Raw genomic sequence first — 26,712 nt, forward strand, 5'->3', positions numbered from 1 at the left:
ATATATCGCGAACTGCTAGGCGGGGGCGTCCATTCCCAGCCACTGGAACCAGCCGCGGTGCAACACCAGCCACGCCATGAGGCCATACCCTGCCTGGCCGGGCGTTCCGGCGTTGGCAGCCAGGTCCTGCCGCCACTGCTCGTGGTTCAGGAGCGGGGAGAAGGTATCAACGTAGAGGTGCTTGCGCCGCGTGGTGACGTCCGCGAATGCCGTGTTCAGCTCGTCCAGCCGGCGGTTCTGGGCAGGATCGAGGGTGGGCGGCGGACCCACGACGAACACTTCGATCCGGTTCTGCGAGGCCGAGTCCAGGATGTTCGCCAGGTTCAGCCTGCTGCGCGCGGTGGAGAGGCCGAATTCGATGTCGCGGCCGGAGAGGCCAATCACCAGGCGGTTCTCGGTGTGGCTGCTGAACCTCCGTCCGGCCTCCTCCAGCCACCGGGCGGCCAGGCCCTCGGTGCCTTCCTGCGGGCAGGGGAGGGCGTAGCTTTCCAGGAGCAAGCCGTCCTGGGGAGTGCGGGCCAGGACACGGCCCAGCCAGCCGAGCGCCCGGGGATCTCCGAGTCCGGCCAGCAGTTCATCTCCTACAGCCGCAATGCGCAGCTTCCTGTCTTCCACACGATCCTCTTTACGTCGTTCCCTGGCCGCTGCCACCGTTGGTGCAAGGGGGCGGCGCTGTCCATCCATTAAACAGAACTGCCCGGCCGGAGTCTGGGATTTCGACGTCCGGCCGGGCAGCCTCAGTGCTTACTTGCGTGCAAATGCCTGCTTCAGGAGCACGTCCTGCTCCGCGGCGTGCCGCTTCATGGAGCCGGCGGCCGTGGAGGCAGACGCAGGACGCGAGACCAGGCGGATCCGGCGGTCCAAGGCGTCCGGCAGGTTCAGGCCGATGAACGGCCACGGACCCTGGTTGGCGGGCTCGTCCTGGGCCCAGACAACCTCGGCGTTCGGGTACTTGGCAAGCTCAGCCGCGATCTCGGCGTGCGGCAGCGGGTAGAGCTGCTCGACGCGCACGATGGCCGTGGTCTTGTCGCCGGTCTTCTGCCGGGTGGAGAGCAGATCGTAGTACAGGCGGCCGGAGACCAGCAGGACGCGCTCGACGGCGTCCGCGGCCAGCTGCTCATGCTCACCAATGACCGGGCGGAAGGTGCCGCTGGTGAAGTCCTCGACGGACGACGCGGCAGCCTTCAGGCGCAGGAGCTGCTTGGGCGTGAAGATGATCAGCGGCTTCCGCGGCCGGCTGTACGCCTGCCGGCGCAGCAGGTGGAAGTGCGAAGCGGCCGTGGTGGGGTTGGCCACGACCATGTTCTCTTCGGCACACAGCTGCAGGAACCGCTCAATCCTGGCGGAGGAGTGGTCGGGGCCCTGGCCTTCGTAGCCGTGCGGAAGCATCAGTACCAGCGAGGACCGCTGGCCCCACTTCTGCTCGGCAGAGGAGATGAACTCGTCGATGATGGTCTGGGCGCCGTTCACGAAGTCGCCGAACTGGGCCTCCCAGAGGACCAACGCGTCCGGCCGCTCCACCGAGTAGCCGTACTCGAAGCCCATGGCCGCGTATTCGGACAGCAGGGAATCGTAGATCCACAGCTTGGCCTGGTTGTCCGAGAGGTTGCCCAGGGGGAGCCATTCCTGGCCATTGGCGCGGTCGTGGAACACGGCGTGCCGCTGGACGAAGGTGCCGCGGCGGGAGTCCTGGCCGGCGAGGCGCACGGGCACGCCTTCCATGATCAGGGAGCCAAACGCCGCGATCTCGCCGAAGCCCCAGTCGATGCCGCCTTCGCGGGACATCTGCTCACGCTTTTCGAGCAGCTGCTTGAGCTTGGCATGGACCGTGAAGCCCTCTGGGATCTCGATGTGGGCCTTGCCGATGCGGGCCAGGGTGTCCGCCGAAATTGCCGTGGCTACCGGCGTGTTGGCATCGGCGTCGGACTGCTGGGCAATGGGCCGCTCGATATCGGAGACAGCAGCGGAATCGGCCGTCACGATCGGGATCGGGGAGGTCTGGGCTGCGTGGGTCTCCGCGAAGACGCGCTCCAGCCGCTCCTGGTAGTCGCGGAGCAGCTGCTCTGCTTCTTCCTCGGTGATGTCGCCACGGCCGATCAGCGACTCGGTGTACAGCTTGCGGACGGAGCGCTTGGCCTCAATCAGGTTGTACATCAGCGGCTGGGTCATCGAGGGGTCGTCGCCCTCGTTGTGCCCGCGGCGGCGGTAGCACACCATGTCGATGACAACGTCCTTGTGGAAGCGCTGCCGGAACTCATAGGCGAGCTGGCCGATGCGGACCACAGCCTCGGGATCGTCACCGTTCACGTGGAACACTGGCGCCTGGATCATCTTCGCGACGTCGGTGGAGTACGTGGACGAGCGCGAGGAGGACGGGGCGGTAGTGAAGCCCACCTGGTTGTTGACCACGATGTGGATGGTTCCACCGGTGCGGTAGCCGCGCAGCTGGGACAGGTTGAGGGTTTCGGCAACCACGCCCTGGCCGGCGAAGGCGGCGTCGCCGTGCACCACGATGGGCAGCACGGGGAAGGACTCACCCTGGTCCAGCCGGTCCTGCTTGGCCCGGACGATGCCCTCAAGCACGGGGTCCACGGCCTCGAGGTGGGACGGGTTGGCGGCCAGGTAGACCTTGGTCTCCTTGCCGGTATCCGAGGTGAACGTGCCTTCGGTGCCCAGGTGGTACTTGACGTCACCGGAACCCTGGACCGAGCGGGGATCCTGGGTGCCCTCAAACTCGCGGAACACCTGTGCGTAGGTCTTGCCGGCAATGTTGGTGAGGACGTTCAGGCGGCCGCGGTGGGCCATGCCGATGGCAACTTCATCCAGGCCGTCGTCGGCGGCGTCCGACATGATGGCGTCCAGCAGCGGAATCAGCGACTCGCCGCCTTCGAGGGAGAAGCGCTTCTGGCCCACGAACTTGGTCTGCAGGAACGTTTCGAAAGCCTCGGCAGCGTTCAGCTTGGAAACGATGCGCAGCTGCTCTTCACGGCTCGGCTTCGAGTAGGGGTGCTCCAGCTGGTCCTGGAACCACTTGCGCTCGGCGGGCTCCTGGATGTGCATGTATTCGATGCCGGTGGTGCGGCAGTACGCGTCGCGCAGGACGCCCAGGATGTCGCGGAACTTGAGCGTCGGCTTGCCGCCGAAGCCGCCGGTGGGCCATTCGCGGTCCAGGTCCCACAGGGTTAGGCCGTAGGTCAGCACGTCCAGGTCGGGGTGCTTGCGCTGCACGTACTCAAGCGGATCGGTGTCCGCCATCAGGTGTCCACGGACGCGGTAGGAGTGGATCAGCTGCTGGATACGGGCAACCTTGTTGATCTCGTCGGCCGGGTCCACCTGCTTGTCGGCGCTCCAGCGGACGGGCTCGTAGGGGATGCGCAGGGCTTCGAAAATCTCGTCGTAGAAGTTCTGGGCACCCAGCAGGAGCTGGTGGACAAGCTTGAGGAACTCACCGCTGCCGGCACCCTGGATGACGCGGTGGTCGTACGTCGAGGTAAGGGTAAGGACCTTGCTGATGGCGTTGTGGGCAATGATCTTCTCGCTGGCACCCTGGAACTCGGCAGGGTAGTCAAGGGCGCCGACGCCGATGATGGCGGCCTGGCCCTTGGAGAGGCGGGGCACCGAGTGGACGGTGCCGATGCCGCCGGGGTTGGTCAGCGAAACCGTGGTGCCCTGGTGGTCCTCGGCGGTGAGCTTGCCGTTGCGGGCGCGCTTGATCAGATCCTCGTAGGTGTGCCAGAACTCGGCAAAGTTGAGGGTCTCAGCCTTTTTGATGTTCGGAACCATCAGCAGGCGGGTGCCATCCGGCTTGGGCATGTCGATGGCGATGCCGAAGTTGACGTGGGCCGGCTGGACTGCTGAAGGCTTGCCGTCCACCTCGTCGTAGTACACGTTCATCGAGGGGAACTGGGACAGCGCCCGGATGACGGCATAACCGATGAGGTGCGTGAAGGAGACCTTGCCGCCACGGGCGCGGGCGAGGTTGGAGTTGATGACCACGCGGTTGTCGATCAGCAGCTTGGCGGGAATGGCCCGGACGCTGGTGGCGGTGGGCACCTCAAGACTGGTGACCATGTTGGTGGCTATGGCCTTGGCCGGTCCGCGGAGGACGGAAACAACGTCTTCTTCAGGGGCGGTGGGAGCCTTGACGTTCTTGGGCAGCTGGGCCGGAATCGGCTGTGATCCGGAAGCGGACTCAGTCTTCTTGCCGCCGTCACGGGCCACGGTGGCGGGAGCCTTTTTAACGGGCGCGGGCGCCGGTGCGGCAGCCGGCGCGGCCGGGGGAGTGGCCGGTGCTGCTGCCGGCGACGGTGCCGGAGCCGCAGGAGCCGCGTTCACAACTGGCATTTCCCGGGTAGGAGGATGGGCAGTGGCCTGCCGCGAATTTCCGTTGGAAGAAGAACTGCTGCCCGAGTCGAACGATTCAAACAGCGGCCACCACTTGGCATCCACAGCGTTCTTGTCCTGCTGGTACTGCTCGTACAGTTCGTCAACGAGCCACTCGTTTCCGCCAAATTCCTCTGGTAGACGGTGGCTTGGCTGCTCTGGCACTTGAAATACGCCTCTTCCATGAGTTTGATTTCTCTCCGGCCCCACGGTGCGTCAACACTACGTTCGAACCAGTCTCTGCGTCCTCTGAACCCAGACCTTTGCAAGTCTAGTAACCATGTTGTGCTTACTGCCAATAAGGGTGACCCAAATCATGAAGTGACGCGGGAACGGCCAAATATGGCGGCCGGAAGCGTGTGAACAAGGGGTTTTAGGGGTATGCCGTTACGGCGCTTCCGGGCCGTGCCCGGAGCGCCGGGAGGCTGGAGGCGTACCTGTAGACTGAAGTCCTTATGGACAGTAAATCTAGGTGCCGGCCTGGGGGCTGTCAGCGGAGCGCGAAGCACTGCGCCGCGCAGTCCACCCGCAGGGCCGGCAAACCCCGAACACGCGCCCATCACCCGCAGGCGGTCCCTTCGGCCGCCGCCCGCCAGGAAAGAGGCTCGGCCTCCGCCGACCATCCTCCGCCGGGCAGATATCCCGGTTACCCCGCACGCCCGTGCGCAGTACAGGCGGGATGCTGAATGGAATGGCTCTTCCTTGCCGCAGGCCTGCTGCTGATTGCGGGTACCGGCTTCTTCGTAGCCGTTGAGTTTTCCCTCATTGCACTTGACCAGCCGACGGTCCAGCGCGCCGTGGACGACGGCGACGCGGGCGCGGTCCCGCTGCTCGCCTGTCTTAAGTCCCTGTCAACGCAGCTCTCCAGCTGCCAGCTGGGCATTACACTCACAACGCTCCTCACCGGATACGTGATGGAGCCATCAGTGGGGCAACTCCTGGAAGCCCCGCTGGCCGCCGTCGGACTTCCCGACGTCGCCGTCGCCTCCATCTCGCTGGTCCTGGCCATGGTGATCGCCACCCTGCTCTCAATGCTGCTGGGGGAATTGGTTCCCAAGAACATGGCTATTGCCCTGTCCTTCCGGGTGGGCAAGGCCCTTGCCCGGCCCCAGCTGGTCTTCACCGCGGTTTTCAAGCCTGCCATCGTGCTGCTGAACGGCTTCTCCAACCGGGTGCTCCACGTGTTCGGCCTGGAAGCGAAGGAAGAAATCTCGGGCGCACGCACCCCGGCAGAGCTTGCCTCGCTGGTCCGCCGTTCGGCGGCCATGGGAACGCTCGACGCCGGGACGGCCAACTTCATCGCCCGTACCCTTAACTTCTCCTCCAGGACGGCCGCGGACGTGATGACGCCCCGCATCCGGGTGGAGACGATCGACGCCGACCAGCCCGTCGCCGACATTGTCGCCGCCGCCCGCCGGACCGGTTACTCCCGGTTCCCGGTTATTGGCGACTCCGCGGACGATATCCGCGGCCTGGTCCATGTCAAGAAAGCCGTGGCCGTTCCGTGGGAGCGCCGGCAGAACCTTGAGGCCGGTGCCATTATGACGGAGGTGCTGCGGGTTCCGGAGACCATCCACCTGGATGCCCTGCTGGCCGAACTTCGCGAAGGAAACCTGCAACTCGCCGTCGTCCTGGATGAATACGGAGGAACCGCCGGTATCGCCACGCTCGAGGATCTTGTGGAAGAAATTGTCGGTGAAGTGGCGGACGAGCATGACAAGGTCCGCCCCGGCCTGCTGCAAAGCGCTTCCGGTGACTGGTATTTCCCGGGCCTGCTGCGGCCGGACGAGCTGTCGGAACAGATCCCGGGACTGACAGTGCCTGACGAGGCTGCCTACGAGACTGTGGGCGGCTACGTCATGAGCATGCTGGGCCGGATCGGCGCGGTGGGAGACACCGTGCCGGTGGGCGGCGGAACACTGAGCGTCACGCGAATGGACGGCCGCCGGATCGACCGCATCTGCTTCCGGCCGGTTGCACCGGATGACGTGGCCGGGGACACCAACGACGGGAACGGCCGATGAGCGACTGGGCAGGAATTGTGTGGCTCGGGGTCCTGCTGCTTGGCAACGCCTTCTTCGTGGGCGCCGAATTCGCCGTGATGTCGGCCCGCCGGAGCCAGATCGAGCCGTTGGCGGAGGCCGGTTCCAAGCGCGCGCAGACAACGCTGAAGGCGATGGAGAATGTTTCGCTGATGCTGGCATGCGCCCAACTGGGTATCACTGTATGTTCGCTGCTGATCCTCCTGGTGGCGGAACCCGCCATCCACCACCTGCTGGCTGTCCCGCTGGAATCCCTGGGCCTGCCCATCGAGGTGGCCGATGTGGCCGCGTTCGCCGTGGCGCTGATGCTTGTCACGTTCCTGCACGTGACTTTCGGCGAGATGGTCCCGAAGAACATTTCGGTGTCCGTTGCGGACAAGGCCGCACTGCTTCTCGCGCCGCCGCTGGTGTTCATTTCCCGGCTCGTCAACCCGGTGATTTCGGTCCTTAACTGGTCGGCAAACCACATCCTCAAGCTGCTGCGGATCGAGCCCAAGGATGAAGTCAACTCCTCGTTCACCCTGGAGGAGGTCCAGTCGATCGTCCAGGAATCCACCCGTCATGGCCTGGTGGACGACGACGCCGGCCTGATCACCGGCGCGCTTGAATTCTCGGAACATACCGCCGGGGACATCATGGTCCCGCTGGAGAACCTGGTGATGCTGAAGGCTCCTACCACTCCAGTGGAGTTTGAAAAGGCAGTCAGCCGTACCGGATTTTCCCGCTTCCCGATGCTGGATGACGAGGACATGCTCTATGGCTACCTCCATGTGAAGGACGTCCTGTCCATCCCGGAACCGGCATATGGGTTTCCGATCGCCGAGAGCCGGATCCGGTCGCTGGCCAACCTGGCATTGGATGACGAGATTGAAAAGGCGATGTCCGTCATGCAGCGCACGGGCTCGCACTTGGCCCGCGTCATTGGACCGGACGGCAAGACGCAGGGCGTGCTGTTCCTCGAAGATGTCATCGAGCAGCTGGTGGGCGAGATCCGGGACGCCACCCAGGCCACCGGCATCCGCCGTCTGGGCCACCCGAACGGAGGCTGACCGGCCTGGCCCTTCCCGCCACTGGCGGGAAGGGCCGTCCCGGCCGTGGCCTAGATAGGAATGATTCCTATTAGGTATAGACTTGAGGGGTTGTTCTTCCCTCCCCAGTGAACCGAGGTCTTTCCGTGCGCCGTTCCGCAGCCGCCCGTTCGTCAGTCGCCGCCCTCGCCGGGTTGGGACTCCTGCTGACCGCCTGCAGCCCGCAGGTGCAGCCCTCGTCGGACTCCGCCGACGGCATCAACATCGTGGCATCGACGAACGTGTACGGCGATATCGCAAAGACCATCGGTGGAGACAAGGTCAGCGTCACCGCCATCATCAGCAAGACCAGCCAGGACCCGCACTCCTACGAGGCGACCGCGCAGGACCGGCTGGCGGTGTCCAAAGCGGACCTCGTCATCGAGAACGGCGGGGGCTACGACGATTTCCTCCACACTCTCGCCGAGGACAGCAACCTCGACGGCGGCAAGGTGCTCAACGCCGTCGAACTCTCCGGACTGGCCCATCCCGAGGAGGAGGAAGCGTCCGCCGGCGCGTCCGCGCCGGAATCTGAACCGGCGGATGCGCACGACCATGGCGAATTGAACGAGCACGTCTGGTACAGCCTGCACGCCATGGAGCAGTTGGCCGGCGACATCGCCGCGAAGCTCTCGGAACTGGACCCTGCTTCGGCGCAGACATTCCAGACCAATGCCGAAAACTTCACCTCCACCCTCGAAGGCCTGCACGGAAGGCTGGATTCCGTGAAGGGTGCTGCTGCCGGGGCGCCGGTGGCAGTGACCGAGCCGGTTCCGCTCTACCTGCTGGAGGACGCCGGGCTGGTTAACGCAACGCCTGAGGACTACACTGCTGCGATCGAGGAAGGCTCAGACGTGCCGCCGGCCGTGCTCAAGGCCGCAACCGACCTCGTAGCCTCCAAGTCGGTCAGCTTCCTCGCCTACAACCAGCAGACCGAGGGGCCGCAGACGGAAGCCTTGAAAAAGGCAGCCGAGACCGCAGGAGTTCCCGTGGTGGATTTCAACGAAACCCTGCCTGAGGGCAAGACGTACCTGCAGTGGATGACGGAGAATGTGGACAACATCAGCAAAGTTCTGGAGAGCAAATAGTTGAAGCCCGTCGTCAGCCTCACCGGAGCGTCCCTGAAATTTGGCAAGCGGGCGCTCTGGGAGGATTTGGACCTGGACATCAAGCCCGGCGAATTCTTTGCCGTGCTTGGTCCGAACGGAAGCGGCAAGACCAGCTTCCTCAAGGTCCTGCTCGGCCTGCAGGACCTGCACCAGGGACGGATTGCACTGGGCGGCCGGCCCGTTGAGCGCGGCAGCCGCCTGATTGGCTACATCCCCCAGCAGAAATCGTTTGCCCCGGACACTCCCATGCGGGCCAGGGATTTGGTAGGGCTCGGGGTGGACGGCCACCGCTGGGGACTGAGGCTGTCCCCAGCCAAGGCAAACCGCAGGATTGACGAGCTCCTTGACCTCGTGGGCGCCAGCGATTATGCAAAGGTGCCCGTGGGGCAGCTGTCCGGCGGCGAGCAGCAGCGGCTCCGGGTTGCCCAGGCGCTGGCCACCGATCCCCAGGTCCTTCTCTGCGACGAACCGCTGCTGTCCCTGGACCTGCACCACCAGCAGGCTGTGAGCGCCTTAATCAACAGGCAGTGTCGCGACCGGAACAGCGCCGTTGTGTTCGTAACCCATGAGATCAACCCCATTATCGACTACGTGGACCGGGTGTTGTACCTGGCCGGCGGGCGGTTCAAGGTGGGGACGCCGGAGGAAGTCATGACCACCGAAGTCCTCTCCGATCTCTACGGCAGCCACGTCGAGGTGATCCACGCCAACGGCCGGATCGTGGTGGTGGGGCTTCCGGATGCCACCACCCATCACCATGCCGAGTCCCATGCCCTGGCGGGGGAGGCCGCCTGATGGACGCAGACAGTATCCTGGCGGCAATCTTCAACTTCGAGAACTACGGCGAGCTGTTGGTCCTGGTTCAAAACTCGATCTGGGCGGGCGCCGTCCTGGGCCTCCTCGGCGGCCTGGTGGGCACCTTCGTCATGAAGAGGGACCTGGCCTTCGCCGTCCACGGCATTTCTGAACTGTCCTTTGCCGGGGCGGCCTTCGCCCTGCTGATCGGCGCCGACATTGTGTTCGGGTCACTCGTCGGGTCCGTTGCGGCGGCACTCCTCCTCGGCCTGATGGGGGTCAAGGCCCGGGACAAGAACTCCACCATCGGCGTCCTCATGCCGTTCGGCCTGGGCCTGGGCATCCTGTTCCTGTCCCTGTACGAGGGCCGCGCAGCCAACAAGTTCGGCCTGCTCACCGGGCAGATCGTCTCGGTGGATACGGTCCAGCTCACGGCCCTCGCCGGAACGGCGCTGGTTGTGATGGTGGCGCTGGTGGCCATCTGGCGGCCGCTGAACTTCGCCAGCCTGGACCCCGAACTCGCCGAGGCCCGCGGTGTTCCCGTCCGCCGGCTGGGCATCGTCTTCATGATCCTGCTGGGTATCAGCGTTGCCCTGTCCATCCAGGTGGTGGGGGCCCTCCTGGTGCTTGCCCTGCTCATCACCCCCGCGGCAGCCGCCTTGCGGGTGACGTCATCGCCGGTGGCCGTGGTGGTGTTGAGCGTAGTTTTTGCCGTTACTGCCACAGTGGGCGGCATCCTGCTGGCACTGGGCGGCCGCATCCCGATCAGCCCTTACGTCACCACGTTGTCCTTCATTATCTACGTGGTATGCCGTGCCATCGGCTCCGTCAGGGCCGGCAAGGGAATCAACGGCAGGGTCCTGCAGGCGCAGTAACCGTCGGCGGTTACTGCCTGCTACAGCTTGCCTGCAGCCTTCAGGGCCGTGCATTCCGGGCAGAGACCAAAGATTTCCACCGTGTGGGCCACCTCGCTGAAGCCATGCTCCGCGGCGGTGTGCGCTGCCCAGGTTTCGACGGCGGGTGCCTCCACCTCCACGGCTTTGCCGCAGTTCCGGCACAGCAGGTGGTGATGGTGGCCGGTAACGGCGCAGCGACGGTAGACCGCTTCGCCCTCACCGTTGCGCAGGACGTCCACCAGGCCTTCATCGGCAAGCGACTGGAGTATCCGGTAGGCCGTGGCGAGTGAAACGGACACGCCCTGGTTCTGCAGGATCCGGTACAGCTCCTGGGTGCTGACGAAGTCGTCCAGCTCATCCAGGGCGGCACTGACGGCCCGGCGCTGCTTGGTGACGCGCTGTTCCTTGCCGCCCGTTGCCGGGGAGGGCGTAGTGGAATCAACCTTGGCGCCGAGCGGCATGGATGGACTCGCTTCCTTGGGGATCATGGCAAAGATCAAGATTACCAGCCAAGCCCTCGTGGACACCGTTCCGGACAGGACCCTAGGCTGGCGCTATGAAGCTGACGAAATACACCCACGCCTGCGTCCGCCTCGAAAAGGACAGCCGGGTGCTGGTCCTGGATCCCGGCAACTTCTCCGAAACCGGGCAGGCGCTGGCAGGGGCCGAAGCCGTGTTGATCACGCACGAGCACGCCGACCATGTCGACGTTCCCGCTGTTGTGGAGGCACTCCGAAGCGCCACGGACCTGGCGCTTTACGCCCCGGCCGGGGTAGCTGACCATCTCAGGACCGAAGTTCCGGAAGCAACGGCCCGGATTAACGCGGTGGAACCCGGAATGTCGCTGGATGTGGCGGGCTTCGCGGTGCGCAGCTTCGGTGGCCAGCACGCCCTGATCCATCCCCAGATCCCGGTGGTGCCGAATATCGGCTACCTCATTGATGACAACGTCTACCATCCGGGAGATTCGTTCATCGTTCCGGACGGCATCAGCGTCAAGACCCTGCTGGTTCCGCTGCATGCGCCCTGGAGCAAGTCGGCGGAAGTAGTGGACTTCGTCGTCAGCATACGGGCGCCCCGCGCGTTCCAGATCCACGACGGGCTCCTCAATGACAACGGCCTGAAGATTGTGGAGGGCCACGTCAAAAGGATCGGCGCCAAGTACGGGACCGAGTACAGCCACCTGCGCGCCGGGGAGTCCGTGTACATCTAGGGGACGTCCGGGTCCCACCGTCCTGTATCGAAGAAAGTCCGGATCGCTGCTTCATAGGGCGCGGGGTCCAGGCCCTGCGCTGCCAGCCAGTCCTGGTTGTAGTAGTTGCCCGCATAGCGTTCCCCGCCGTCGCACATCAGCGTGACAATGCTGCCCTTCCGGCCTTCGGCGATCATGCCGGCGATGGTCTGCCAGACACCCCAGAGATTGGTACCGGTAGAAGGGCCGGAGTGGAGTCCTGCAAGGACGGAAAGGTGGCGCATGGCTGCCACGGATGCGGCGTCGGGGACCTGGACCATGCGGTCGATGACGGACGGCACAAAACTGGGCTCCAGCCGCGGCCGTCCAATTCCCTCGATCCGGGACGGCAGGCCCGCCGGCACGGCGTCATTCCCGCCGCGCCACCCCGGATAGAACGCAGAGTTTTCGGGATCAACCACCAGCAGTCGGGTGGGGTGGCTGTGGTAGCGCAGGTAGCGGCCAATCGTGGCACTCGTTCCGCCGGTCCCGGCACCCACCACAATCCAGTCCGGAACCGGATGCTCCTCCAGCTGGAGCTGCCCGAAAATCGACTCCGCGATGTTGTTGTTGCCGCGCCAGTCCGTGGCCCGCTCCGCATAGGTGAACTGGTCCATGTAATGCCCGTTGCAGGTGGACGCAACCTCTTCGGCTGCGGCATACACATCCGAGGCGTGCTCAACCAGCAGGCACGACCCGCCGAACTGCTCGATCAGGTCGATCTTCTCCCGGCTCGTGGTCCGCGCCATGACAGCGATGAACGGCAGTCCCAGCAGCTGGGCAAAATACGCCTCGGAGACGGCGGTGCTGCCGCTGGACGCCTCCACGATGGTGGTGTCCGCCCTGATCCAGCCGTTGACCAGGCCGAAGAGGAACAGCGAGCGCGCCAGCCGGTGCTTCAGGCTGCCGGACCGGTGCGTCGATTCATCCTTCAGGTACAGCTGGACGCCCCAGTGTTCAGGCAGCGGCACGGAGTAGAGGTGGGTGTCCGCCGAACGGTTGTTTTCCGCCCGGATGGTGCGGATGGCATGGTCTGCCCAGTCCCGGTCTGACCCCCCGCGGCCTGCCCAGTCCGTGTCCCTGCCGTTGCCGCCGTCCTCAATCTTCACCAATCCAGCCTACCCGCGGGCGGACCGGTGGCGGCTTAGAGTGGAACCGATGGTTCGACCACCCCGAAGGAGCCCGATGAACCCCCTGATGGACGTGACCACGCTGAGCAACCGTATTGCGGCCGGGCGGCGCACAGTGCTGCTGGATGTCCGCTGGGTGCTGGGCGACCCGCTGGGGCATGAGCACTACCTCGGCGGGCACCTGCCGGGGGCCGTCTTCGTGGACCTTGCCACTGAGCTTGCCGCGCCGCCCGTTCCGGCGCGGGGACGGCACCCACTGCCGGCGCCGGAGGACTTCCAGGCTGCGGCGCGCGGCTGGGGGATCAACAATGGCGACGTCGTGGTCGCCTACGACGACACTGCCAATATGGCTGCCGCGAGGGCTTGGTGGATGTTAAGGAACGCCGGGCTTCGGGAGGTTTACCTGCTCGACGGCGGCCTGGCCGCCTGGCGTGCCGAAGGCCTTGCGGTGGAGCAGGGCCCGGTGGTGGCTGAGCCCGGAAATGTGGTGCTTGCGGACGGCGGAATGCCCGGGCTCGACGCCGGTGCTGCCGCCGCCTGGCCGGACAGCGGAGTGTTGCTCGATGCCCGCGCGGGGGAGCGGTACCGCGGCGAGGTGGAGCCCGTCGACCCCCGGGCAGGCCACATCCCCGGGGCGGTGAGCGCCCCGACGTCGGACAACGTGGACGGAAACGGACGCTTCCTTCCCGCTGGCGAGCTGCGAAGCAGGTTCGAGGCGCTGGGCGTGCGGGATGGGATGCCGGTTGCTGTCTATTGCGGTTCAGGGGTGACCGCGGCGCACGAGGTGGCGGCTCTGGAAGTGGCAGGGTTTAGTGCGGCGCTGTACGCCGGCTCATTCTCCGAGTGGTCCAATAATGCGCAGCTGCCCGTGGCCACCGGTGCTGATCCCGGCGGCGGATCTTTCCCGGCTGGAAAGTTGGCTGGCCGCAACGGTAGCGTCTGACTATGAGCCCAGGACGTCCCGTACCGCCGCCCCTTGCCACGCCAATCCTGCCGTACGCCGGCGCCGGCACCCTTGCCGCTGCGTGCGGTGCCGTGTCCCCTGACAGCGGGCTTGTCCCGCTGACCGTGGCCCGGCGCGCGCCCAAGCCGGACGACGTCGAAATTGCCATTGAGTTCTGCGGCCTGTGCCACTCGGATGTGCACGCGGCCCGCGGGGAGTGGGGCGGGCAGACTTATCCGCTGGTGCCCGGCCACGAGATCGTGGGAACCGTAAGCCGGGTGGGCTCGGCCGTCACCGGTCTTGCCGTGGGCGAGCGGGTGGGCGTCGGCTGCATCGTGGATTCGTGCCGCGAGTGCGAAAGCTGCCTGGACGGCCTGGAGCAGTACTGCGAAAAAGGTATGATCGGCACCTACGGTGCCATCGACCGCCGGAATGGTGACGCCGTCACCCAGGGTGGCTATGCGACCTCCATCGTGGTGGACCACCGCTACGTGGTCCGCGTGCCCACGTCACTGGACCCGGCCGCCGTCGCGCCTTTGCTCTGTGCCGGGATCACCACGTTCTCCCCATTGCGGCACTTCGACGTCGAAGAGGGCGATGTTGTGGGCGTGGTGGGCTTGGGCGGGCTGGGGCACATGGCGGTCAAGCTGGCCAAAGCCATGGGTGCCCGGGTAGTGGTGTTCACAACGTCGGAATCCAAGGTGGCCGCCGCGTTGGAACTGGGAGCTGATGAGGTTGTCCTGTCCCGGGACGAGGATGCGATGGCCGCCGCGAACCGCACCATCGACGTCATCATCGACACGGTTGCCGCCCCGCACGATCTCAACCCCCTGTTCCGCACCCTGCGCGTAAACGGTGCGCTGTTCCAGCTGGGCCTGCCATCCGAGGCCATGCCCCCGGTGAACCCGCGCGCCCTCATCCGCCGCCGCGTCGCGTACGCCGGCTCGCTGATCGGCGGGATCTCCGAAACGCAGGAGATGCTGGACTTCTGCGCCGAGCACGGCGTGGTTGCCGATATCGAGATGGTCGGCGCCGGCCAACTCAACGAAGCTTATGACCGTATGGTCGCAGGAGATGTGAAGTACCGGTTCGTGCTGGATACCAGCACCTTGCAGGCACCCGCCAAGGAGGCAGACGCATGAGCACGCTCTTTACCAGGATCCTCAACGGCGAAATACCCGGCCGGTTCGTCTGGCGGGAGGACGACGTGTCCGCCTTCCTCACCACCGGGCCGCTGGCCGATGGGCATACCCTTGTGGTCCCCACCGAAGAAGTGGACCGCTGGACGGACGCGTCACCCGAGACCCTGGCACGGGTGATGGAGGTGGCCCGCCGGATCGGTGCCGTCCAGGTCGACATTTTCGACGCCCCGCGGGCCGGGCTCATCGTGGCGGGCTATGAGATCAACCACTTGCACGTGCATGTGTGGCCGTCACGCAGCATGGCGGACTTCAACTTCGCTTCCGCGGACCACAATCCTGATCCCGCCGTCCTGGATGCCAACGCGGAGAAACTGCGCCGCGGGCTGCGGGAGGCCGGCTGGGGCGAGTTCGTTCCCGCCAGTTAACCCACAAAGATGTCCCGGCCCGCACCGGGACATCTTTGTTTGAAGGTCGTCAGGCCGGCGCCAAGGCCTTGTTGAGTACCGTGCGGATGCGCTTTTCGGACACCGAGTAGGCCGTTCCAAGTTCGACGGCGAAAAGGCTCACCCGCAGCTCCTCGATCATCCAGCGAACCTGGGCCAACTCGCGGCCGGCGCGCCGTCCGGGGAGCAGCGCCGCCACGGCATCGTCGTACTCGTCCTCCAGCCGCTGCACCACCGCCATGTTCAGTGCGTCCCGCTGCACGTTGCCCGGCAACCGTTCAAGCCGCTTCTCGATGGCAGTGAGGTAGCGCGGCAGCTGGCTGAGCTGGGCGTAGCCCGTGCGTGCCACAAAACCGGGGTAGACCAGTTGCTCCAGCTGGCTCTTGATGTCGTTAAGCGCACTGATCAGGGCCAGGCTGGTGGTTCCCTTCAGCTGCTTTTCGATGCGCCGGGTGGCGGCCAGGATGCGTTCCACCACCGCGGTCACGCTGAACACGGTGTCGATCAATTCCGCCCGCACCACTTCGTAGAGGGCATCGAAGGCCTGCCTGTCCCAGGGCAGTTCTGCTGGAGTGAGCTTGTCGATGGCCGCGAGGGCGCAGTCTGCAATCAGTGCGGACACCGAGCCGTGCGGGTTCTGGCTGAACGTCAGTTTCTCCGTGTTGCTCAGGTGCTCCAGCACATAGCGGTCCGGCGACGGAACCCGCAGGGCCAGCATCCTGATCACGCCGCCGCGCGTGGCATCGAGCTGTTCCTCCGGTGTCTGGAAGACCCGCAGCGAGACGGAGGTGCCCTGGTCCACGAGTGCGGGGTACCCGGTGACCGTGTGTCCCTTCACCATGCTGCTGACTTCCCGCGGAAGGGCCCCGAAGTTCCATTCCGTCAGGCCGTCCTGTTCCACAAAGCCGACAGGCGCGGAAGCCGGACCTCCCTTGCCCGATGAGGGCAGCCCGGGCGTGCCGCCGTCGTCCGTCTTGCCTCTGCCCGGTCCCTTGCCCCCGGCAGTGGTGTTATTGGGACCAGTCGTCGCGGGGGTGGCGCCCAGTGACTCCGCAATTGCGCGCCGGGTCGCGGGTGCAAGCCGTTCCTGGAGGGCTGCAAGGTCCTTGCCTTCCTCCAGGACCTTGCCCTTGCTGTCCACCACCTTGAAGCTGACGCGCAGGTGCGGGGGCACGGCGTCCCAGTTCCATGACCCAGGCGGGATTATGGCGCCGCGGATCCGCCGAAGGGCCAGCTCCAGTGAGGGTTCCAGCTCGTCGTTGGCGGGATCGAAGTCCGATTCCAGGACGGCGACTGCCTGCCGGGCAACGTCCGGTGCCGGGACGAAGTTCTTCCGGATCTGCTTGGGCAGCGACTTGATCAACGCGGTGACAAGTTCCACGCGCTGGCCCGGAATCAGCCAGCGGAACGGGGCGTCGTCCAGTTGGTTGAGGAAAAGGACGGGCACTTCCGCCGTGACGCCGTCGGACGGGTTGGGCGGGGACCCCGGGGCCACAGGATGGAACTCATAGCTCAGCGGCAGCTCAAAACCCTTGTGCAGCCAGGTCCTGGGGAAGGCGGACTCGTCCAGGTCATCCGCGTCATCGCTCAGGAGGAGCGACTTATCGTAGTCCAGCAGGTCCGGGTTCTGTCTCCGGGCCTCTTTCCACCATTTGTCGAAGTGGCGCTCGGACACCACGTCCGGGCCAATCCGGGCATCGTAGAACTCGAACAGCGTCTCATCATCCACCAGCAGGTCCCGGCGGCGCATCCTGGCCTCGAGCTCCTCCACCTCCTGCAGGAGCGCACGATTGCGGTGGAAGAACTTATGGTGCGTGCGCCAGTCGCCTTCTACCAGTGCGTGCCGGATGAAGAGCTCGCGGGCAACCACCGGATCCACCCGGCCGTAATTGATGCGCCGCTGGGCGATGATGGGCACGCCGTAAAGTGTGACCTTCTCGTAGGCCATGACCGCACCCTGGCGGGTGGACCAGTGCGGCTCACTGTAGGTGCGCTTCACCAGCTCCGGGGCCACCTGTTCTGCCCAGACGGGATCGAATTTGGCAGCCACCCGTGCCCAAAGCCTGCTGGTCTCCACGAGTTCGGCGGCCATCACGAAGGTGGGGGCCTTCTTGAACAGGGCGGAACCGGGGAAGATTGCGAACCGGCTGCCGCGGGCGCCGGCATACTCGCGCTTGCGCTCATCGAGGATGCCGATATGGCTCAGGAGCCCGGACAGCAGGCTGATGTGGATCCCGTCATGGTTGCCCACCGGGTCCGCCAGGCGCTTGTTGTCCAGGCTGATGCCGAGCGGACGCGCCAGCTGGCGCAGCTGGGCGAAGAGGTCCTGCCACTCGCGCACCCGCAGGTAGTTGATGAACTCGCTGCGGCACAGGCGGCGGAACGCGGACGAGGACAGCTCCTGCTGCTTCTCCTGCAGGTAGTTCCAGAGGTTCAGGTAACCGGTGAAGTCCGAGTTCTCGTCTTTGAACCGGTTGTGTTTCTCCGCCGCCAGCTGCTGCTTGTCCGTGGGACGCTCGCGGGGGTCCTGGATGGTGAGCGCCGCCGCCAGGATCATGACTTCCCGGACACAGTTGCGCTTGCCCGCCTCCACGATCATTCGGCCCAGCCGGGGGTCCACGGGCAGCTGGGCTAGTTTCTGCCCGACGGCGGTGAGGCCGCTGCCGCTCCTGCCGTTACCTTCCGCGTTCTGCGGCTTCGGGGCAGCCAGGGCGCCGAGTTCGCGGAGCAGCGTGACGCCGTCGTTAATCGCCCGTGTTTCGGGAGGCTCGACGAACGGGAAGTCCTCCACGTCCTTGGGCCCGCGGGCCACGCCCATGGCGGTCATCTGCAGGATGACCGCGGCGAGGTTGGTCCGCAGGATCTCCGGATCCGTGAACCGCGGCCGGGACCCAAAGTCTTCCTCCGAATACAGGCGGATGGCAATACCGTCCGAAACACGGCCGCAACGCCCGGACCGCTGGTTAGCCGATGCCTGCGAGACGCGTTCGATGGGCAGCCGCTGGACCTTGGTGCGGTGCGAATACCGGGAGATGCGGGCCGTTCCGGTGTCAATGACGTACTTGATGCCGGGCACGGTAAGCGACGTCTCCGCCACGTTGGTGGCGAGCACGATCCGGCGCTTGCTGCCCGGGTGGAAGACCTTGTGCTGTTCCTGCAGGCTTAGGCGCGCGAAGAGCGGGAGCACTTCCGTGCCTGCAAGCCGGCGGTTGGACTGGATGCGGGGCTGCAGCGCCTCGGCCGCGTCGCGGATCTCGCGCTCGCCGGAGAAGAAGACCAGGATGTCCCCGGGCGCCTCGTTGGCCAGCTCGTCGACGGCGTCGCACACGGCATCCAGCGGGTCGCGGTCCTCCTCGAGTTCGTCGTCGGAGGCCTCTTCGTCGTCCGCCCTGGGCTGGGTCAGGGGGCGGTAGCGGATTTCCACCGGGTAGGTGCGGCCCGACACCTCGATGATGGGCGCGGGCTCTTCCTCAGTGCCGAAGTGGTTGGCGAAGCGCTCGGGGTCGATGGTGGCCGAGGTGATGATGACCTTCAGGTCCGGGCGCTGCGGCAGAATCCGTTTGAGGTAACCGAGGATGAAGTCGATGTTGAGGCTGCGCTCGTGGGCCTCGTCAATGATGATGGCGTTGTACTTGCGGAGCAGTTTGTCCCGCTGGATTTCGGCCAGCAGGATGCCGTCCGTCATCAGCTTCACCTTGGTTGCCTTGCTGACCTCGCCGGTGAAGCGGACCTGGAAACCAACTTCCTGGCCAATCTCGACGCGGAGCTCCTCGGCAATGCGCTCGGCCACCGTGCGCGCTGCCAGCCGGCGGGGCTGGGTGTGGCCGATCAGCCCGTTCTCGCCGAGGCCGAGCTCCAGGCACATCTTGGGAATCTGGGTGGTCTTTCCGGAGCCGGTCTCGCCGGCAATGATGGTCACCTGGTTGGCGGCAATGGCCGCCATCAGGTCCTCGCGGCGCTCGGAGACCGGCAGCTCGGCGGGATAGGAGATATGCAAAGTCATGGCTGCAGACAGTCTACTGCGGCGGGGCCGGGACCCCCGGTTCGACTGCCTGCGGCGTTCTTTGCGGTACGGGCTTGCTAGAAGATGCGGAGCGTATAGCTGGTGCTGGGAAGGTCCAGGGCGGACCATTCCTCATGGGAGCTCACGGGAGGGGTGTGGCCCCGTCCGTCGCGCAGGAGCGCTGCGATGGTTGCTGCAGCGAGGAGGAGGAGCAGGATGACGGTGATGGCTGCGAAGATTTCCATGGCTCCATGCTTCTCTTCACGGCACTTACTCACCAGTGGCAGAAATGCCCAAAAAGCTAAACTTCCTGCCACAATGGAAGCATGCTGAAATCGGTAGCGGTGATTGTGGTTCCCAACTTTTCGATCTTCGAATTCGGGACGGCCTGCGAGGTGTTCGGGATCGACAGGTCAGCCCGGGGCGGTGGAGTCCCCGCCTTTGATTTCCGGGTCTGCACGCCCGAGCCGGGCAACGTTCCCATGAAGTCGGGGTTGTCCATGAACGTTAGCCACGGACTGGAAGCCACCGAAGACGCAGACCTGGTGATCATGGCTCCCTTCGGGCGGGACCAGGAGATGCCGGAGCCTGTGCTCGCTGCCCTCCGCGCCGCTGACGCCAGGGGCGCGTGGGTTCTATCGATCTGCTCGGGAGCATTCGCGCTGGCACGCGCAGGCCTGCTGGACGGCCGCCGCTGCACAACCCACTGGCATTACTCCCGTGACCTGGCCGAGGCGTACCCGGACGTGCAGGTGGATGAGAATGTCCTCTATGTGCAGGACGGCAATATCATTTCCTCTGCCGGAACCGCCGCCGGGATCGACGCCTGCCTGCACCTGGTACGGCTGGAGCTCGGGGCCAACGTTGCCGCCGCGATTGCCCGTGACATGGTGGTTCCGCCACACCGCGACGGCGGCCAGGCCCAGTTCATCGACCGGCCCATGCCCGCCTGCGGCTCGGCGCCCATGGAAGAGCTGCTGCGGTGGATGGTGCAGAGCCTGGACCGTGAGCATACGGTCAACGAGTTGGCAGCCCGGGTTCACATGTCGCCCAGGACCTTTGCCAGGAAGTTCCGCTCCGAAACGGGTGCCACACCGGCGGCCTGGCTCAACTCCCAGCGGGTACTCCGGGCCCAGGAGTTGCTGGAATCGACCGATCTGAACATCGATGAGATTGCCCGGGAAGCCGGGTTTGGCCATCCGGTCCTGCTGCGGCACCATTTCGCCAAGGTCCTCGACACCAGCCCGCAGTCCTACCGTCGGGCATTCCGGGGGCAGCTGGCCGAGGCGGGCTAGCTACAGCCCGCGATCTGGTTTGAGTGTTGCCCGGGCCTGGCCTGGGCGGCCTATTCCTTGCTGCCCGGGATATTTGTGCCCTGCCCACTCCCGGGCTCCTGGGCTGCTGCACGGGTCCGCTCCACGAGCACGCGCCAAGGTCCGGTCACTGCCCGTTCAGGCAGGGCCGCCCGCCTGTCCCCGGCCCGGATTGAATAGATGAACCGGTCAGGCTGGTTCCCGGCGAACTGTTCGGCCGCAGCCCGCGGTGTCCGGGGAACGGCATCCCACGGACAGGCTTCCACGATCGGCTCCCACTGGTTGATTGCCGTTTCAGAGCGCGCATCGACGGTCCACACCCGCGTCATCGCGGCAATCCCACCTGTGCGTTCCACGCTGATTTTCATGGCCTGGTTCCTGGGCTTCCACGCAGCCTGGCGGCTTAAAGTCCGGCAACCAGGCATCCCTTAAAGCTTGACCTTCACAGTTTCCCACGCCTGCCGCACGGCGTCATGCTCTTGTGAGCCGGAACCGAAGAGCTCCACGGCGGCAGCGGCGGTGGCCCGCGCGAAGACGCTGAAGGTGGCTGTGGCAGGCAGGGATCCGCCCGTCAGGGTTTCGTACCAGATGCGGCCGGGGGAGTCCCAAGCGTTCCCGCCCAGGGATTCCGCTACCAGGTAGAAGGCGCGGTTTGGAATACCAGAATTGATGTGGACCCCGCCGTTGTCCGCGCTGGTCCTGACATAGGAGTCCATGGAGTCCGGCTGCGGGTCCTTACCCAGCACATCGTCGTCGTACGCCGTTCCGGGAGCCTTCATGGAGCGCAGGGCACTTCCTTCCACCTCGGCGGTGAAAAGCCCCTCGCCGATCAGCCAACTGGCCTCGGCCGCGGACTGGTTTTTCACGTACTGTTCCACGAGGGCGCCGAAAACATCTGACATCGATTCGTTCAGGGCGCCGGCCTGGTTCCGGTAAGCGAGGGCGGCGGAGTGCTGGGTTACTCCATGGGCGAGTTCATGGCCGATGACGCTCAAGGATGCCGTAAAACGCTCGAAAACTTCGCCATCGCCGTCGCCGAAGACCATCTGGCTGCCGTCCCAGAAAGCGTTGTCATAGAGCTTGCCGAAATGCACGGTTGCATCCAGCCGCATTCCCTGGCCGTCGATGGAGTTGCGGCCGAAAACGTCGGCATAAAGGCGGTGGGTGTGTCCCAGTCCGTCGTAGGCTTCATCGGTTGCGGCATCCCCCGTCCCGGGTTCGCCCTCCTTGCGCACCAGCCTTCCCGGCAGGGTCTCCGAACCGTCGGCATCGTAGATGGTCCGGTTGGACGGCCCTGGCTTCGCCAGGCGCACGCCAGAAGGAAGATCGGGCATGGCCTGGGTCCGGGACGCCTGGAATGAGCCGACGTGGCCAAGGGCCTCCCTGGCGGCACGGGCAGCCGCAGAATACTGCGGAGCATCCTGCCGGGCCAGCCGCCGCAGCAGGTAGGGCGGGACGATGGAACAGTACGGAACGTGCATGGCGTACCCCCTCAACTAGGTCAATTCAGACTACGAGGGGGCTCTGACAATCGGGGCAGCACACGCGGTACGGGCCGTTTCTCGCGGGTGGCGGTAGCACGCAGAAGCACGACGACGGCCGACCGGCTTTGTTGGTTATCGCCGCCTTGAGCGGGATGCACGAAGAATGTCACAGCCCCGCACGATGATGTGGGTATGGAAAACGGCACGTTGACGGCAGCGGAGATGGCAGGCATTCATGCCTCTGTCGCGGCCCTCGACGCGTTGTTCCTTGAAGATGCGCAGCTGCGAAATCCCGTCGACGGCGAAGGGACAAACGTCTTGCAGCGTGCCTATGAACTCCGCCTGGAACGGCTGGGCCAGCTGGCGAGGCTCGAAGCCCAGGTCGCTGCATTGAAGCTCCGGGACGCCGCCGAATCGGTTGAGCTTCAGGATGCGATGACTCCGCCGGACGCTCCGGTTCAGGCACGGATCTTTCAGGAGATCTCGACCATTGAGGAGATCGCAGGGGTCCTGACCATCAGTTCAGGCGCGGCAGGGGCGTTCGTCACCCAGGCCCGACAGGTCTGCTCTCTCCCTTCCGTGTACGGGGCGTTGTCCACCGGGGCCCTCTCCTGGCAGCAGGCCAAAATCATCGCCGACGAAACCGAGGCCCTGGACCATCCCGCCGCCGTGGCTTTGGCGGATCATTTCCTGGACCCGGATGCACCGAACCCGGCCCGGGGCTGCCCCGCCACCGGGCTCGTGCCGTCCCGGCTGCGGGCCAAGGTCAGGGCTTGGCGGGAACGCCACCACCCCGAGTCGATCCAGAAACGCCACGCGAAGTCCGTGGCCGACCGGCGGGTCGAGTTCCACCGGGACCGTGACGGGATGGCCTGGATCGCCGCGTACCTCCCTGCAGATACCGCCACAGGAATCTGGAACAGGGCAAGGGCTACCGCGCGCGGCCTGCAGGGACCCACCGAAATCCGCACCCTGCCGCAGCTCTGCGCCGATATCGTCGCCAACCGCCTCCTCGCGCCCGCCCAGTCCGGCGGCGGGGACGCGGCCTGTCCCACCGAATCTGGCAGCGCCAGCGAACAGATCCCGAACGACTTCATCGGGCTCGCAACGCTTGAAGGGTCCGACGAACCGGCAGCAGTCCTTGGCATCCCCGAAGACCTCACCGCGATCCTGCACCGCAATGACGGCACCAGCAAGGACTTGGCAACCACGCTTATTGCGGTCGACCCGGGGGTTGGGAAGGTACCGGTGCCGCGGGCGGATGTGCTTGTCACTGTCCCGGCGTTGGCGATGTTCGGCGTGACGGACGAACCGGCCATCCTCGACGGGTACGGCCCGATCCCGGCGTCCATGGCCCGCAAACTCCTCGTCGACGGAGCGAGTTCCTTCACCCGCGTCCTCGTCGACCCGCGGGACGGTGCACCGCTGGAAATCGGCCGCACCAGCTACCGGCTCACCAAAGCCATGAAACAAGCGCTCCGGCTCCGGGACGGCAAATGCACCTTTCCCGGCTGCAACAACAACTCCCCGGATAACGACACCGACCACCTTCAAGCCTGGCAACACGGCGGAACCACCGGCATCAGCAACCTGGCACAACTCTGCCCAAAACATCACCGGCTCAAGCACAACAGCGGCTGGACACCAACGGAAGCAACAAGAAACGAACCACCCGGCTGGACCTCACCCACCGGCCGCCACTACGCCAGCGAACGTCCAGGCTGGGAACCACCACAGCTGCCGCCCGACCTGGCTGCCCTGCTGAATGACGGTACAGCACCTAAGGACTTCGAAATGCATGAGACCTACGAGGACTTGGTGTGTCCGCCGTGGTTGGAATGGGGTGACGTCGAAATTACAGACGCGGACGTGCCGGACCCGGACATCGTTGATGACGCTGGCTTCCCGGATGATCCTGAATTGCTCGGATACGATCCAGCCAAAGATCGGTTCCCGGACTGGCTGCTGCGGCTTGAGGCCGAGGAAGCAGCGTTAAGCCACCAGTAATAATCACGAACTTACCCGGGCAAAAGTAAAGTGGTGCCCGCTGCGAGCTTGCCCGGAAAAACAAACTGGAAAACGAAAGCGGCCCGGTCAGTGACCGGGCCGCTTCTGATGGTGCCCTCGATAGGATTCGAACCTACGACCTTCTGCTCCGGAGGCAGACGCTCTATCCCCTGAGCTACGAGGGCAATCCGGATTTCCTGCCGTTCCCGGCGGGACGTCCTAGAGCTTAGCAGGAAGGTGGGCTCCAAGGGAAAACCTGTCCTGCTCCGGCGTTGCTAACAGGCGAGGAGCACATGGAACCGTGGCCTCAGTACCCGGAGAACGAGTCAACGTGCACCCGCCGGGCCCCTGCTTTCCGTGCGGCACGGCGTAGTGAGGCAACGCTGGCGGGCGGGCCGGAGACATACACTTCACGGCTGCCAATGTCCGGAACAAGCGCCCTCAATCCCTCGGGGTCCAGCCGGGGTGTTCCGGCCGGAACAGCGCCAAATTCCGGCGGGGGTTCCGAACCGTCCGCGAGGCGTACCAGGACCCTGATGCCCGCAGCACGAAGTTCGTCAGCATAGGCGATCTCGTTGGCGCTCCTGGCCAGTAGGAGGAAGACGGCGTCACGTTCCCGGAGCCCTTCCGACCTCAAGTGTGAGAGGAAAGGTGTGATCCCGATGCCGGCGGCAATGAGCAGTACAGGTCTGCGGGGGTCGCGGGGGAGGACAAAGTCACCGCCCACCGAGGTGGCCGTCACCTCGTCGCCGGGCTTCAGCCCCAGGAGCACCTTCTTGGCCGCGGACAAAGGCTCGGCGGTCCGGACGCCAAATCTCACGAGGCCTTCCGCAGGCGAACCTGTCAGGCTAAACACCCGCCGTCGTCCTTTCCCGTCAGACTTGGCGTGCGGCAGGTCGAGCTCCATGTACTGCCCCGGAAGGAAGCGCACCGGCCTGGCCGGCTCGAACGAAAATTCCGTGGTGCTCGGGGTCAGCCTCCGGCTTCCTGCGAACCGCAGCTTCACACCGCCCCGCTGGCCCACCAGGAAGGCAAGGAAGTTGCCCAGCAGCAGCGCCGCCTCGGGGGAATTCGCGATGAATCCGAGATTGTAGGGGACCGCAAAGACAACGCCGACGACGGCGGCCAGCGCCAGCTGCTGCCACCGCCGCGGCGGAAGCGTCAGGGGCTCGGTCAGCATGAACCCGACAAAGAAGAGCACCGGCCGTTGCGCCAGGGCCTGGTAGATGCCCATCCCGGCAGTCAAGCCGGCCCTGAGCAGCTCAAAGGTGATGATGCCCGTCGCCACGATGGTGAACACCGAGGCCATCAGGACTTTCCTGGTGCGGTAAAGGACCAGCAGCACGCCCGGGACCAGTAGCCACAGCATGGCAGGCGTCGCTGCCCACCAGGTGGCGATATTGAGCCCGGTAAGGCCGGCGACGAAGGCTCCCGCGGCAGCGGGGTTGAAGATGTGCCGGCCGCGCCAGGCAAGGGCGTATTTGGACGCCGACGCCAGCACACATGCCAGGGCGACCCCCGCTACGTCCAACGGCTGGAAGGAAGGCCAGAAAAGGAAGTAGAGCAGCAGCCCGGTGATCAGTGACGATTCCGAGTGCGGCCGTACCCGGAACAGCGCCGCCAGGGCCCGGTTGGAGGCGTAGGTCAGGGCAAGGCACAAGGCCAGGTGGGCCAGCATCTCCGGGATTCCGAAAGTCAGCCAGCCCAGGACCTCAAGCAGCAGGCTGTACACGGCAAGGGCTGCCAGTACCAGGAGGATGAGCCGGTACATGGTGAACCTGCCAAGCAGGGTATCCATCCGTCCGGTGGCAGATGCGGCAGAACCGGCATGAGGGGTTCCGACAGGGCTCATGTGAACAGTGTCCCTTCAAATTCTTCGGAGTAGCCCGCACTGCCGTCCGAATACACCGTCAGCCAGGAGAAATCGAACGATTCCTGGAGGTGCGCGCCGGGAACAAAGAAGAGCGCCGTGGCCAGCGCGTCGGCAAGGACGGCTGTCTCCGCCAGGGCCCAGGTGGCGACGGCGGTCTGGACGGGCTTGCCGGTGGTTCCGTCCAGCACGTGGTGCAGTCCGTCACCCCAGGCCCGCCGGTTGGCAGCGGAAGCGCACAGTGCGCGCCCTGCCAGTTGGACCACCCCAATGGCCTGGTCCGGATTGTAGGGATGCTCCAAAGCCACCGCTACGGGGGACGGGCCGCGTGCCAGGAGATCTCCGCTGCCGTCGACGACGAACGCATCAACGCCCGCCGATTCCAGTTCGGCCCCCAGCAGATCCACCAGCAGCCCCTTCCCGGCGGCGCCGACATCCAGTACCACGGGAGCATTGGTGGTGATGGATGTTCCGTTCCATTCCAGGACGTCGTCCCAGGCTGGAGCGGGCAGCGGGGAACCGGCCGGCTGCAGCGAGTACACAGCGTCATAACCGAGCCGCTCGAGGCTTGCGCCGATCAGGGGAGTCATGGTCCCGCCAGAGATCTCGTAGAGGGTCCGGTACAGCTCCCCGAGTTGTCCGGCCTCGTCCGGAAAGCTATAGCGGCCCGGTGTCCGTGCCATGGCACTCACCAGGGAATCGCTGCGGAAACGGGACCAGTCGGCGTCGAATTTTTCAACCCTGGCCAGGATGCGCTCCGTCAGGGACGGCCCCAGCGGAACGGACGACGAAATTTCCCAGTGCGTCCCGATGCCCTCGAACGATATGCCCTCCACGTCCCCTCCCGGCACCGC

Annotated in this window: 21 protein-coding genes and 1 tRNA gene; 11 read left to right on the forward strand and 11 right to left on the reverse strand. The window is 65.4% G+C overall.

Annotation, left to right across the window (positions count from 1 at the left end):
* Positions 1-15: 15 nt before the first annotated feature.
* Together AC5RUO_RS06480 and AC5RUO_RS06485 are read right to left on the reverse strand one after the other, a co-directional pair.
* Complete coding sequence (locus AC5RUO_RS06480) at positions 16-615, reverse strand: GDSL-type esterase/lipase family protein (protein WP_494008669.1); 600 nt, start codon at positions 613-615, stop codon at positions 16-18.
* A 129-nt stretch (positions 616-744) separates the two neighbouring features.
* Complete coding sequence (locus tag AC5RUO_RS06485) at positions 745-4,548, reverse strand: multifunctional oxoglutarate decarboxylase/oxoglutarate dehydrogenase thiamine pyrophosphate-binding subunit/dihydrolipoyllysine-residue succinyltransferase subunit (RefSeq protein ID WP_494008668.1); 3,804 nt, start codon at positions 4,546-4,548, stop codon at positions 745-747.
* A gap of 521 nt (positions 4,549-5,069) precedes the next feature.
* On the opposite strand from AC5RUO_RS06485, the gene AC5RUO_RS06490 reads away from it, so the two are divergent.
* From AC5RUO_RS06490 to AC5RUO_RS06510, 5 genes are all read left to right on the forward strand, one after another.
* Positions 5,070-6,407, forward strand: a complete 1,338-nt coding sequence (locus tag AC5RUO_RS06490; RefSeq protein WP_494008667.1) for a hemolysin family protein — start codon at positions 5,070-5,072, stop codon at positions 6,405-6,407.
* Positions 6,404-7,474: a hemolysin family protein gene (locus AC5RUO_RS06495; protein ID WP_494008666.1), complete on the forward strand. Its 1,071-nt coding sequence runs from the start codon at positions 6,404-6,406 to the stop codon at positions 7,472-7,474. Before AC5RUO_RS06490 ends, AC5RUO_RS06495 begins: the two co-directional genes overlap by 4 nt.
* 125 nt (positions 7,475-7,599) lie before the next feature.
* Positions 7,600-8,580, forward strand: a complete 981-nt coding sequence (locus AC5RUO_RS06500; RefSeq protein WP_494103111.1) for a metal ABC transporter solute-binding protein, Zn/Mn family — start codon at positions 7,600-7,602, stop codon at positions 8,578-8,580.
* The gene (locus AC5RUO_RS06505) at positions 8,581-9,396 is read left to right on the forward strand and encodes a metal ABC transporter ATP-binding protein (RefSeq protein ID WP_494103112.1); all 816 of its coding nucleotides are present in this window, start codon (positions 8,581-8,583) and stop codon (positions 9,394-9,396) included.
* Entirely contained in the window at positions 9,396-10,271 is an 876-nt protein-coding gene (locus tag AC5RUO_RS06510; RefSeq protein ID WP_494008663.1) for a metal ABC transporter permease, read from the forward strand. Before AC5RUO_RS06505 ends, AC5RUO_RS06510 begins: the two co-directional genes overlap by 1 nt.
* A gap of 20 nt (positions 10,272-10,291) precedes the next feature.
* On the opposite strand, the gene AC5RUO_RS06515 is transcribed toward AC5RUO_RS06510, so the two are convergent.
* Positions 10,292-10,753, reverse strand: coding sequence for a Fur family transcriptional regulator (locus AC5RUO_RS06515; RefSeq protein WP_494008990.1), 462 nt, complete (start codon positions 10,751-10,753; stop codon positions 10,292-10,294).
* Between the two features lie 95 nt (positions 10,754-10,848).
* On the opposite strand from AC5RUO_RS06515, the gene AC5RUO_RS06520 reads away from it, so the two are divergent.
* The gene (locus AC5RUO_RS06520) at positions 10,849-11,505 is read left to right on the forward strand and encodes an MBL fold metallo-hydrolase (RefSeq protein ID WP_494008662.1); all 657 of its coding nucleotides are present in this window, start codon (positions 10,849-10,851) and stop codon (positions 11,503-11,505) included.
* Here AC5RUO_RS06520 and AC5RUO_RS06525 read toward each other — a convergent pair.
* On the reverse strand, positions 11,502-12,632 hold the full coding sequence (locus tag AC5RUO_RS06525) for a PLP-dependent cysteine synthase family protein (RefSeq protein ID WP_494103113.1): 1,131 nt from the start codon (positions 12,630-12,632) through the stop codon (positions 11,502-11,504). The two genes, AC5RUO_RS06520 and AC5RUO_RS06525, sit on opposite strands and share 4 nt — an antisense overlap.
* Positions 12,633-12,708: 76 nt before the next feature.
* On the opposite strand from AC5RUO_RS06525, the gene AC5RUO_RS06530 reads away from it, so the two are divergent.
* Genes AC5RUO_RS06530 through AC5RUO_RS06540 form a run of 3 tightly spaced genes read left to right on the forward strand, consistent with a single transcriptional unit; the run spans position 12,709 to position 15,163 of the window.
* A complete protein-coding gene (locus AC5RUO_RS06530) occupies positions 12,709-13,596 on the forward strand; it encodes a sulfurtransferase (RefSeq protein WP_494103114.1) in 888 nt (295 codons plus the stop codon).
* Between the two features lie 2 nt (positions 13,597-13,598).
* Positions 13,599-14,738 carry an NAD(P)-dependent alcohol dehydrogenase gene (locus tag AC5RUO_RS06535; protein ID WP_494103115.1) on the forward strand — a complete coding sequence of 380 codons (1,140 nt, stop codon included), beginning with the start codon at positions 13,599-13,601 and terminating at the stop codon, positions 14,736-14,738.
* On the forward strand, positions 14,735-15,163 hold the full coding sequence (locus AC5RUO_RS06540) for an HIT family protein (RefSeq protein ID WP_494008658.1): 429 nt from the start codon (positions 14,735-14,737) through the stop codon (positions 15,161-15,163). Before AC5RUO_RS06535 ends, AC5RUO_RS06540 begins: the two co-directional genes overlap by 4 nt.
* Positions 15,164-15,212: 49 nt before the next feature.
* Here the strand turns inward: AC5RUO_RS06540 and hrpA are convergent, their stop codons facing one another.
* Together hrpA and AC5RUO_RS06550 are read right to left on the reverse strand one after the other, a co-directional pair.
* The gene (gene hrpA / locus AC5RUO_RS06545; RefSeq protein ID WP_494103116.1) at positions 15,213-19,184 is read right to left on the reverse strand and encodes an ATP-dependent RNA helicase HrpA; all 3,972 of its coding nucleotides are present in this window, start codon (positions 19,182-19,184) and stop codon (positions 15,213-15,215) included.
* Between the two features lie 77 nt (positions 19,185-19,261).
* Positions 19,262-19,429, reverse strand: a complete 168-nt coding sequence (locus AC5RUO_RS06550; RefSeq protein ID WP_494008656.1) for a hypothetical protein — start codon at positions 19,427-19,429, stop codon at positions 19,262-19,264.
* A gap of 81 nt (positions 19,430-19,510) precedes the next feature.
* On the opposite strand from AC5RUO_RS06550, the gene AC5RUO_RS06555 reads away from it, so the two are divergent.
* Entirely contained in the window at positions 19,511-20,479 is a 969-nt protein-coding gene (locus AC5RUO_RS06555) for a GlxA family transcriptional regulator (RefSeq protein WP_494008655.1), read from the forward strand.
* A gap of 50 nt (positions 20,480-20,529) precedes the next feature.
* Here AC5RUO_RS06555 and AC5RUO_RS06560 read toward each other — a convergent pair whose 3' ends face one another.
* Positions 20,530-20,865 carry a protealysin inhibitor emfourin gene (locus tag AC5RUO_RS06560; protein ID WP_494008654.1) on the reverse strand — a complete coding sequence of 112 codons (336 nt, stop codon included), beginning with the start codon at positions 20,863-20,865 and terminating at the stop codon, positions 20,530-20,532.
* A gap of 60 nt (positions 20,866-20,925) precedes the next feature.
* A complete protein-coding gene (locus AC5RUO_RS06565) occupies positions 20,926-21,978 on the reverse strand; it encodes a M4 family metallopeptidase (protein WP_494008653.1) in 1,053 nt (350 codons plus the stop codon).
* Between the two features lie 195 nt (positions 21,979-22,173).
* Here AC5RUO_RS06565 and AC5RUO_RS06570 point away from each other — a divergent pair, with 195 nt between their 5' ends.
* Entirely contained in the window at positions 22,174-23,988 is a 1,815-nt protein-coding gene (locus AC5RUO_RS06570; protein ID WP_494008652.1) for an HNH endonuclease signature motif containing protein, read from the forward strand.
* A 109-nt stretch (positions 23,989-24,097) separates the two neighbouring features.
* On the opposite strand, the gene AC5RUO_RS06575 is transcribed toward AC5RUO_RS06570, so the two are convergent.
* The 3 genes from AC5RUO_RS06575 to AC5RUO_RS06585 all read right to left on the reverse strand — a co-directional run bounded on the left by AC5RUO_RS06575 (position 24,098) and on the right by AC5RUO_RS06585 (position 26,709).
* Positions 24,098-24,173, reverse strand: a tRNA-Arg gene (locus AC5RUO_RS06575).
* A 122-nt stretch (positions 24,174-24,295) separates the two neighbouring features.
* Entirely contained in the window at positions 24,296-25,840 is a 1,545-nt protein-coding gene (locus tag AC5RUO_RS06580) for a ferredoxin--NADP reductase (RefSeq protein ID WP_494008651.1), read from the reverse strand.
* Positions 25,837-26,709, reverse strand: a complete 873-nt coding sequence (locus tag AC5RUO_RS06585) for an FAD:protein FMN transferase (protein WP_494103117.1) — start codon at positions 26,707-26,709, stop codon at positions 25,837-25,839. The genes AC5RUO_RS06580 and AC5RUO_RS06585 overlap by 4 nt, the downstream gene beginning before the upstream one ends.
* Between the last annotated feature and the right edge of the window lie 3 nt (positions 26,710-26,712).

Source organism: Arthrobacter sp. Y3221087 (assembly GCF_059089905.1).

Excerpts from the sequence above, each read along its gene's own strand:
- AC5RUO_RS06550 (WP_494008656.1), bottom strand. The coding sequence starts at position 19,429 with ATGGAAATCTTCGCAGCCATCACCGTCATCCTGCTCCTCCTCCTCGCT.
- AC5RUO_RS06540 (WP_494008658.1), top strand. The coding sequence starts at position 14,735 with ATGAGCACGCTCTTTACCAGGATCCTCAACGGCGAAATACCCGGCCGG.
- AC5RUO_RS06490 (WP_494008667.1), top strand. The coding sequence starts at position 5,070 with ATGGAATGGCTCTTCCTTGCCGCAGGCCTGCTGCTGATTGCGGGTACC.
- AC5RUO_RS06570 (WP_494008652.1), top strand. The coding sequence starts at position 22,174 with ATGGAAAACGGCACGTTGACGGCAGCGGAGATGGCAGGCATTCATGCC.
- AC5RUO_RS06535 (WP_494103115.1), top strand. The coding sequence starts at position 13,599 with ATGAGCCCAGGACGTCCCGTACCGCCGCCCCTTGCCACGCCAATCCTG.
- AC5RUO_RS06495 (WP_494008666.1), top strand. The coding sequence starts at position 6,404 with ATGAGCGACTGGGCAGGAATTGTGTGGCTCGGGGTCCTGCTGCTTGGC.
- AC5RUO_RS06580 (WP_494008651.1), bottom strand. The coding sequence starts at position 25,840 with ATGAGCCCTGTCGGAACCCCTCATGCCGGTTCTGCCGCATCTGCCACC.
- AC5RUO_RS06565 (WP_494008653.1), bottom strand. The coding sequence starts at position 21,978 with ATGCACGTTCCGTACTGTTCCATCGTCCCGCCCTACCTGCTGCGGCGG.
- AC5RUO_RS06510 (WP_494008663.1), top strand. The coding sequence starts at position 9,396 with ATGGACGCAGACAGTATCCTGGCGGCAATCTTCAACTTCGAGAACTAC.
- AC5RUO_RS06560 (WP_494008654.1), bottom strand. The coding sequence starts at position 20,865 with ATGAAAATCAGCGTGGAACGCACAGGTGGGATTGCCGCGATGACGCGG.
- AC5RUO_RS06530 (WP_494103114.1), top strand. The coding sequence starts at position 12,709 with ATGAACCCCCTGATGGACGTGACCACGCTGAGCAACCGTATTGCGGCC.
- AC5RUO_RS06515 (WP_494008990.1), bottom strand. The coding sequence starts at position 10,753 with ATGCCGCTCGGCGCCAAGGTTGATTCCACTACGCCCTCCCCGGCAACG.
- AC5RUO_RS06520 (WP_494008662.1), top strand. The coding sequence starts at position 10,849 with ATGAAGCTGACGAAATACACCCACGCCTGCGTCCGCCTCGAAAAGGAC.
- AC5RUO_RS06555 (WP_494008655.1), top strand. The coding sequence starts at position 19,511 with ATGCTGAAATCGGTAGCGGTGATTGTGGTTCCCAACTTTTCGATCTTC.
- hrpA (WP_494103116.1), bottom strand. The coding sequence starts at position 19,184 with ATGACTTTGCATATCTCCTATCCCGCCGAGCTGCCGGTCTCCGAGCGC.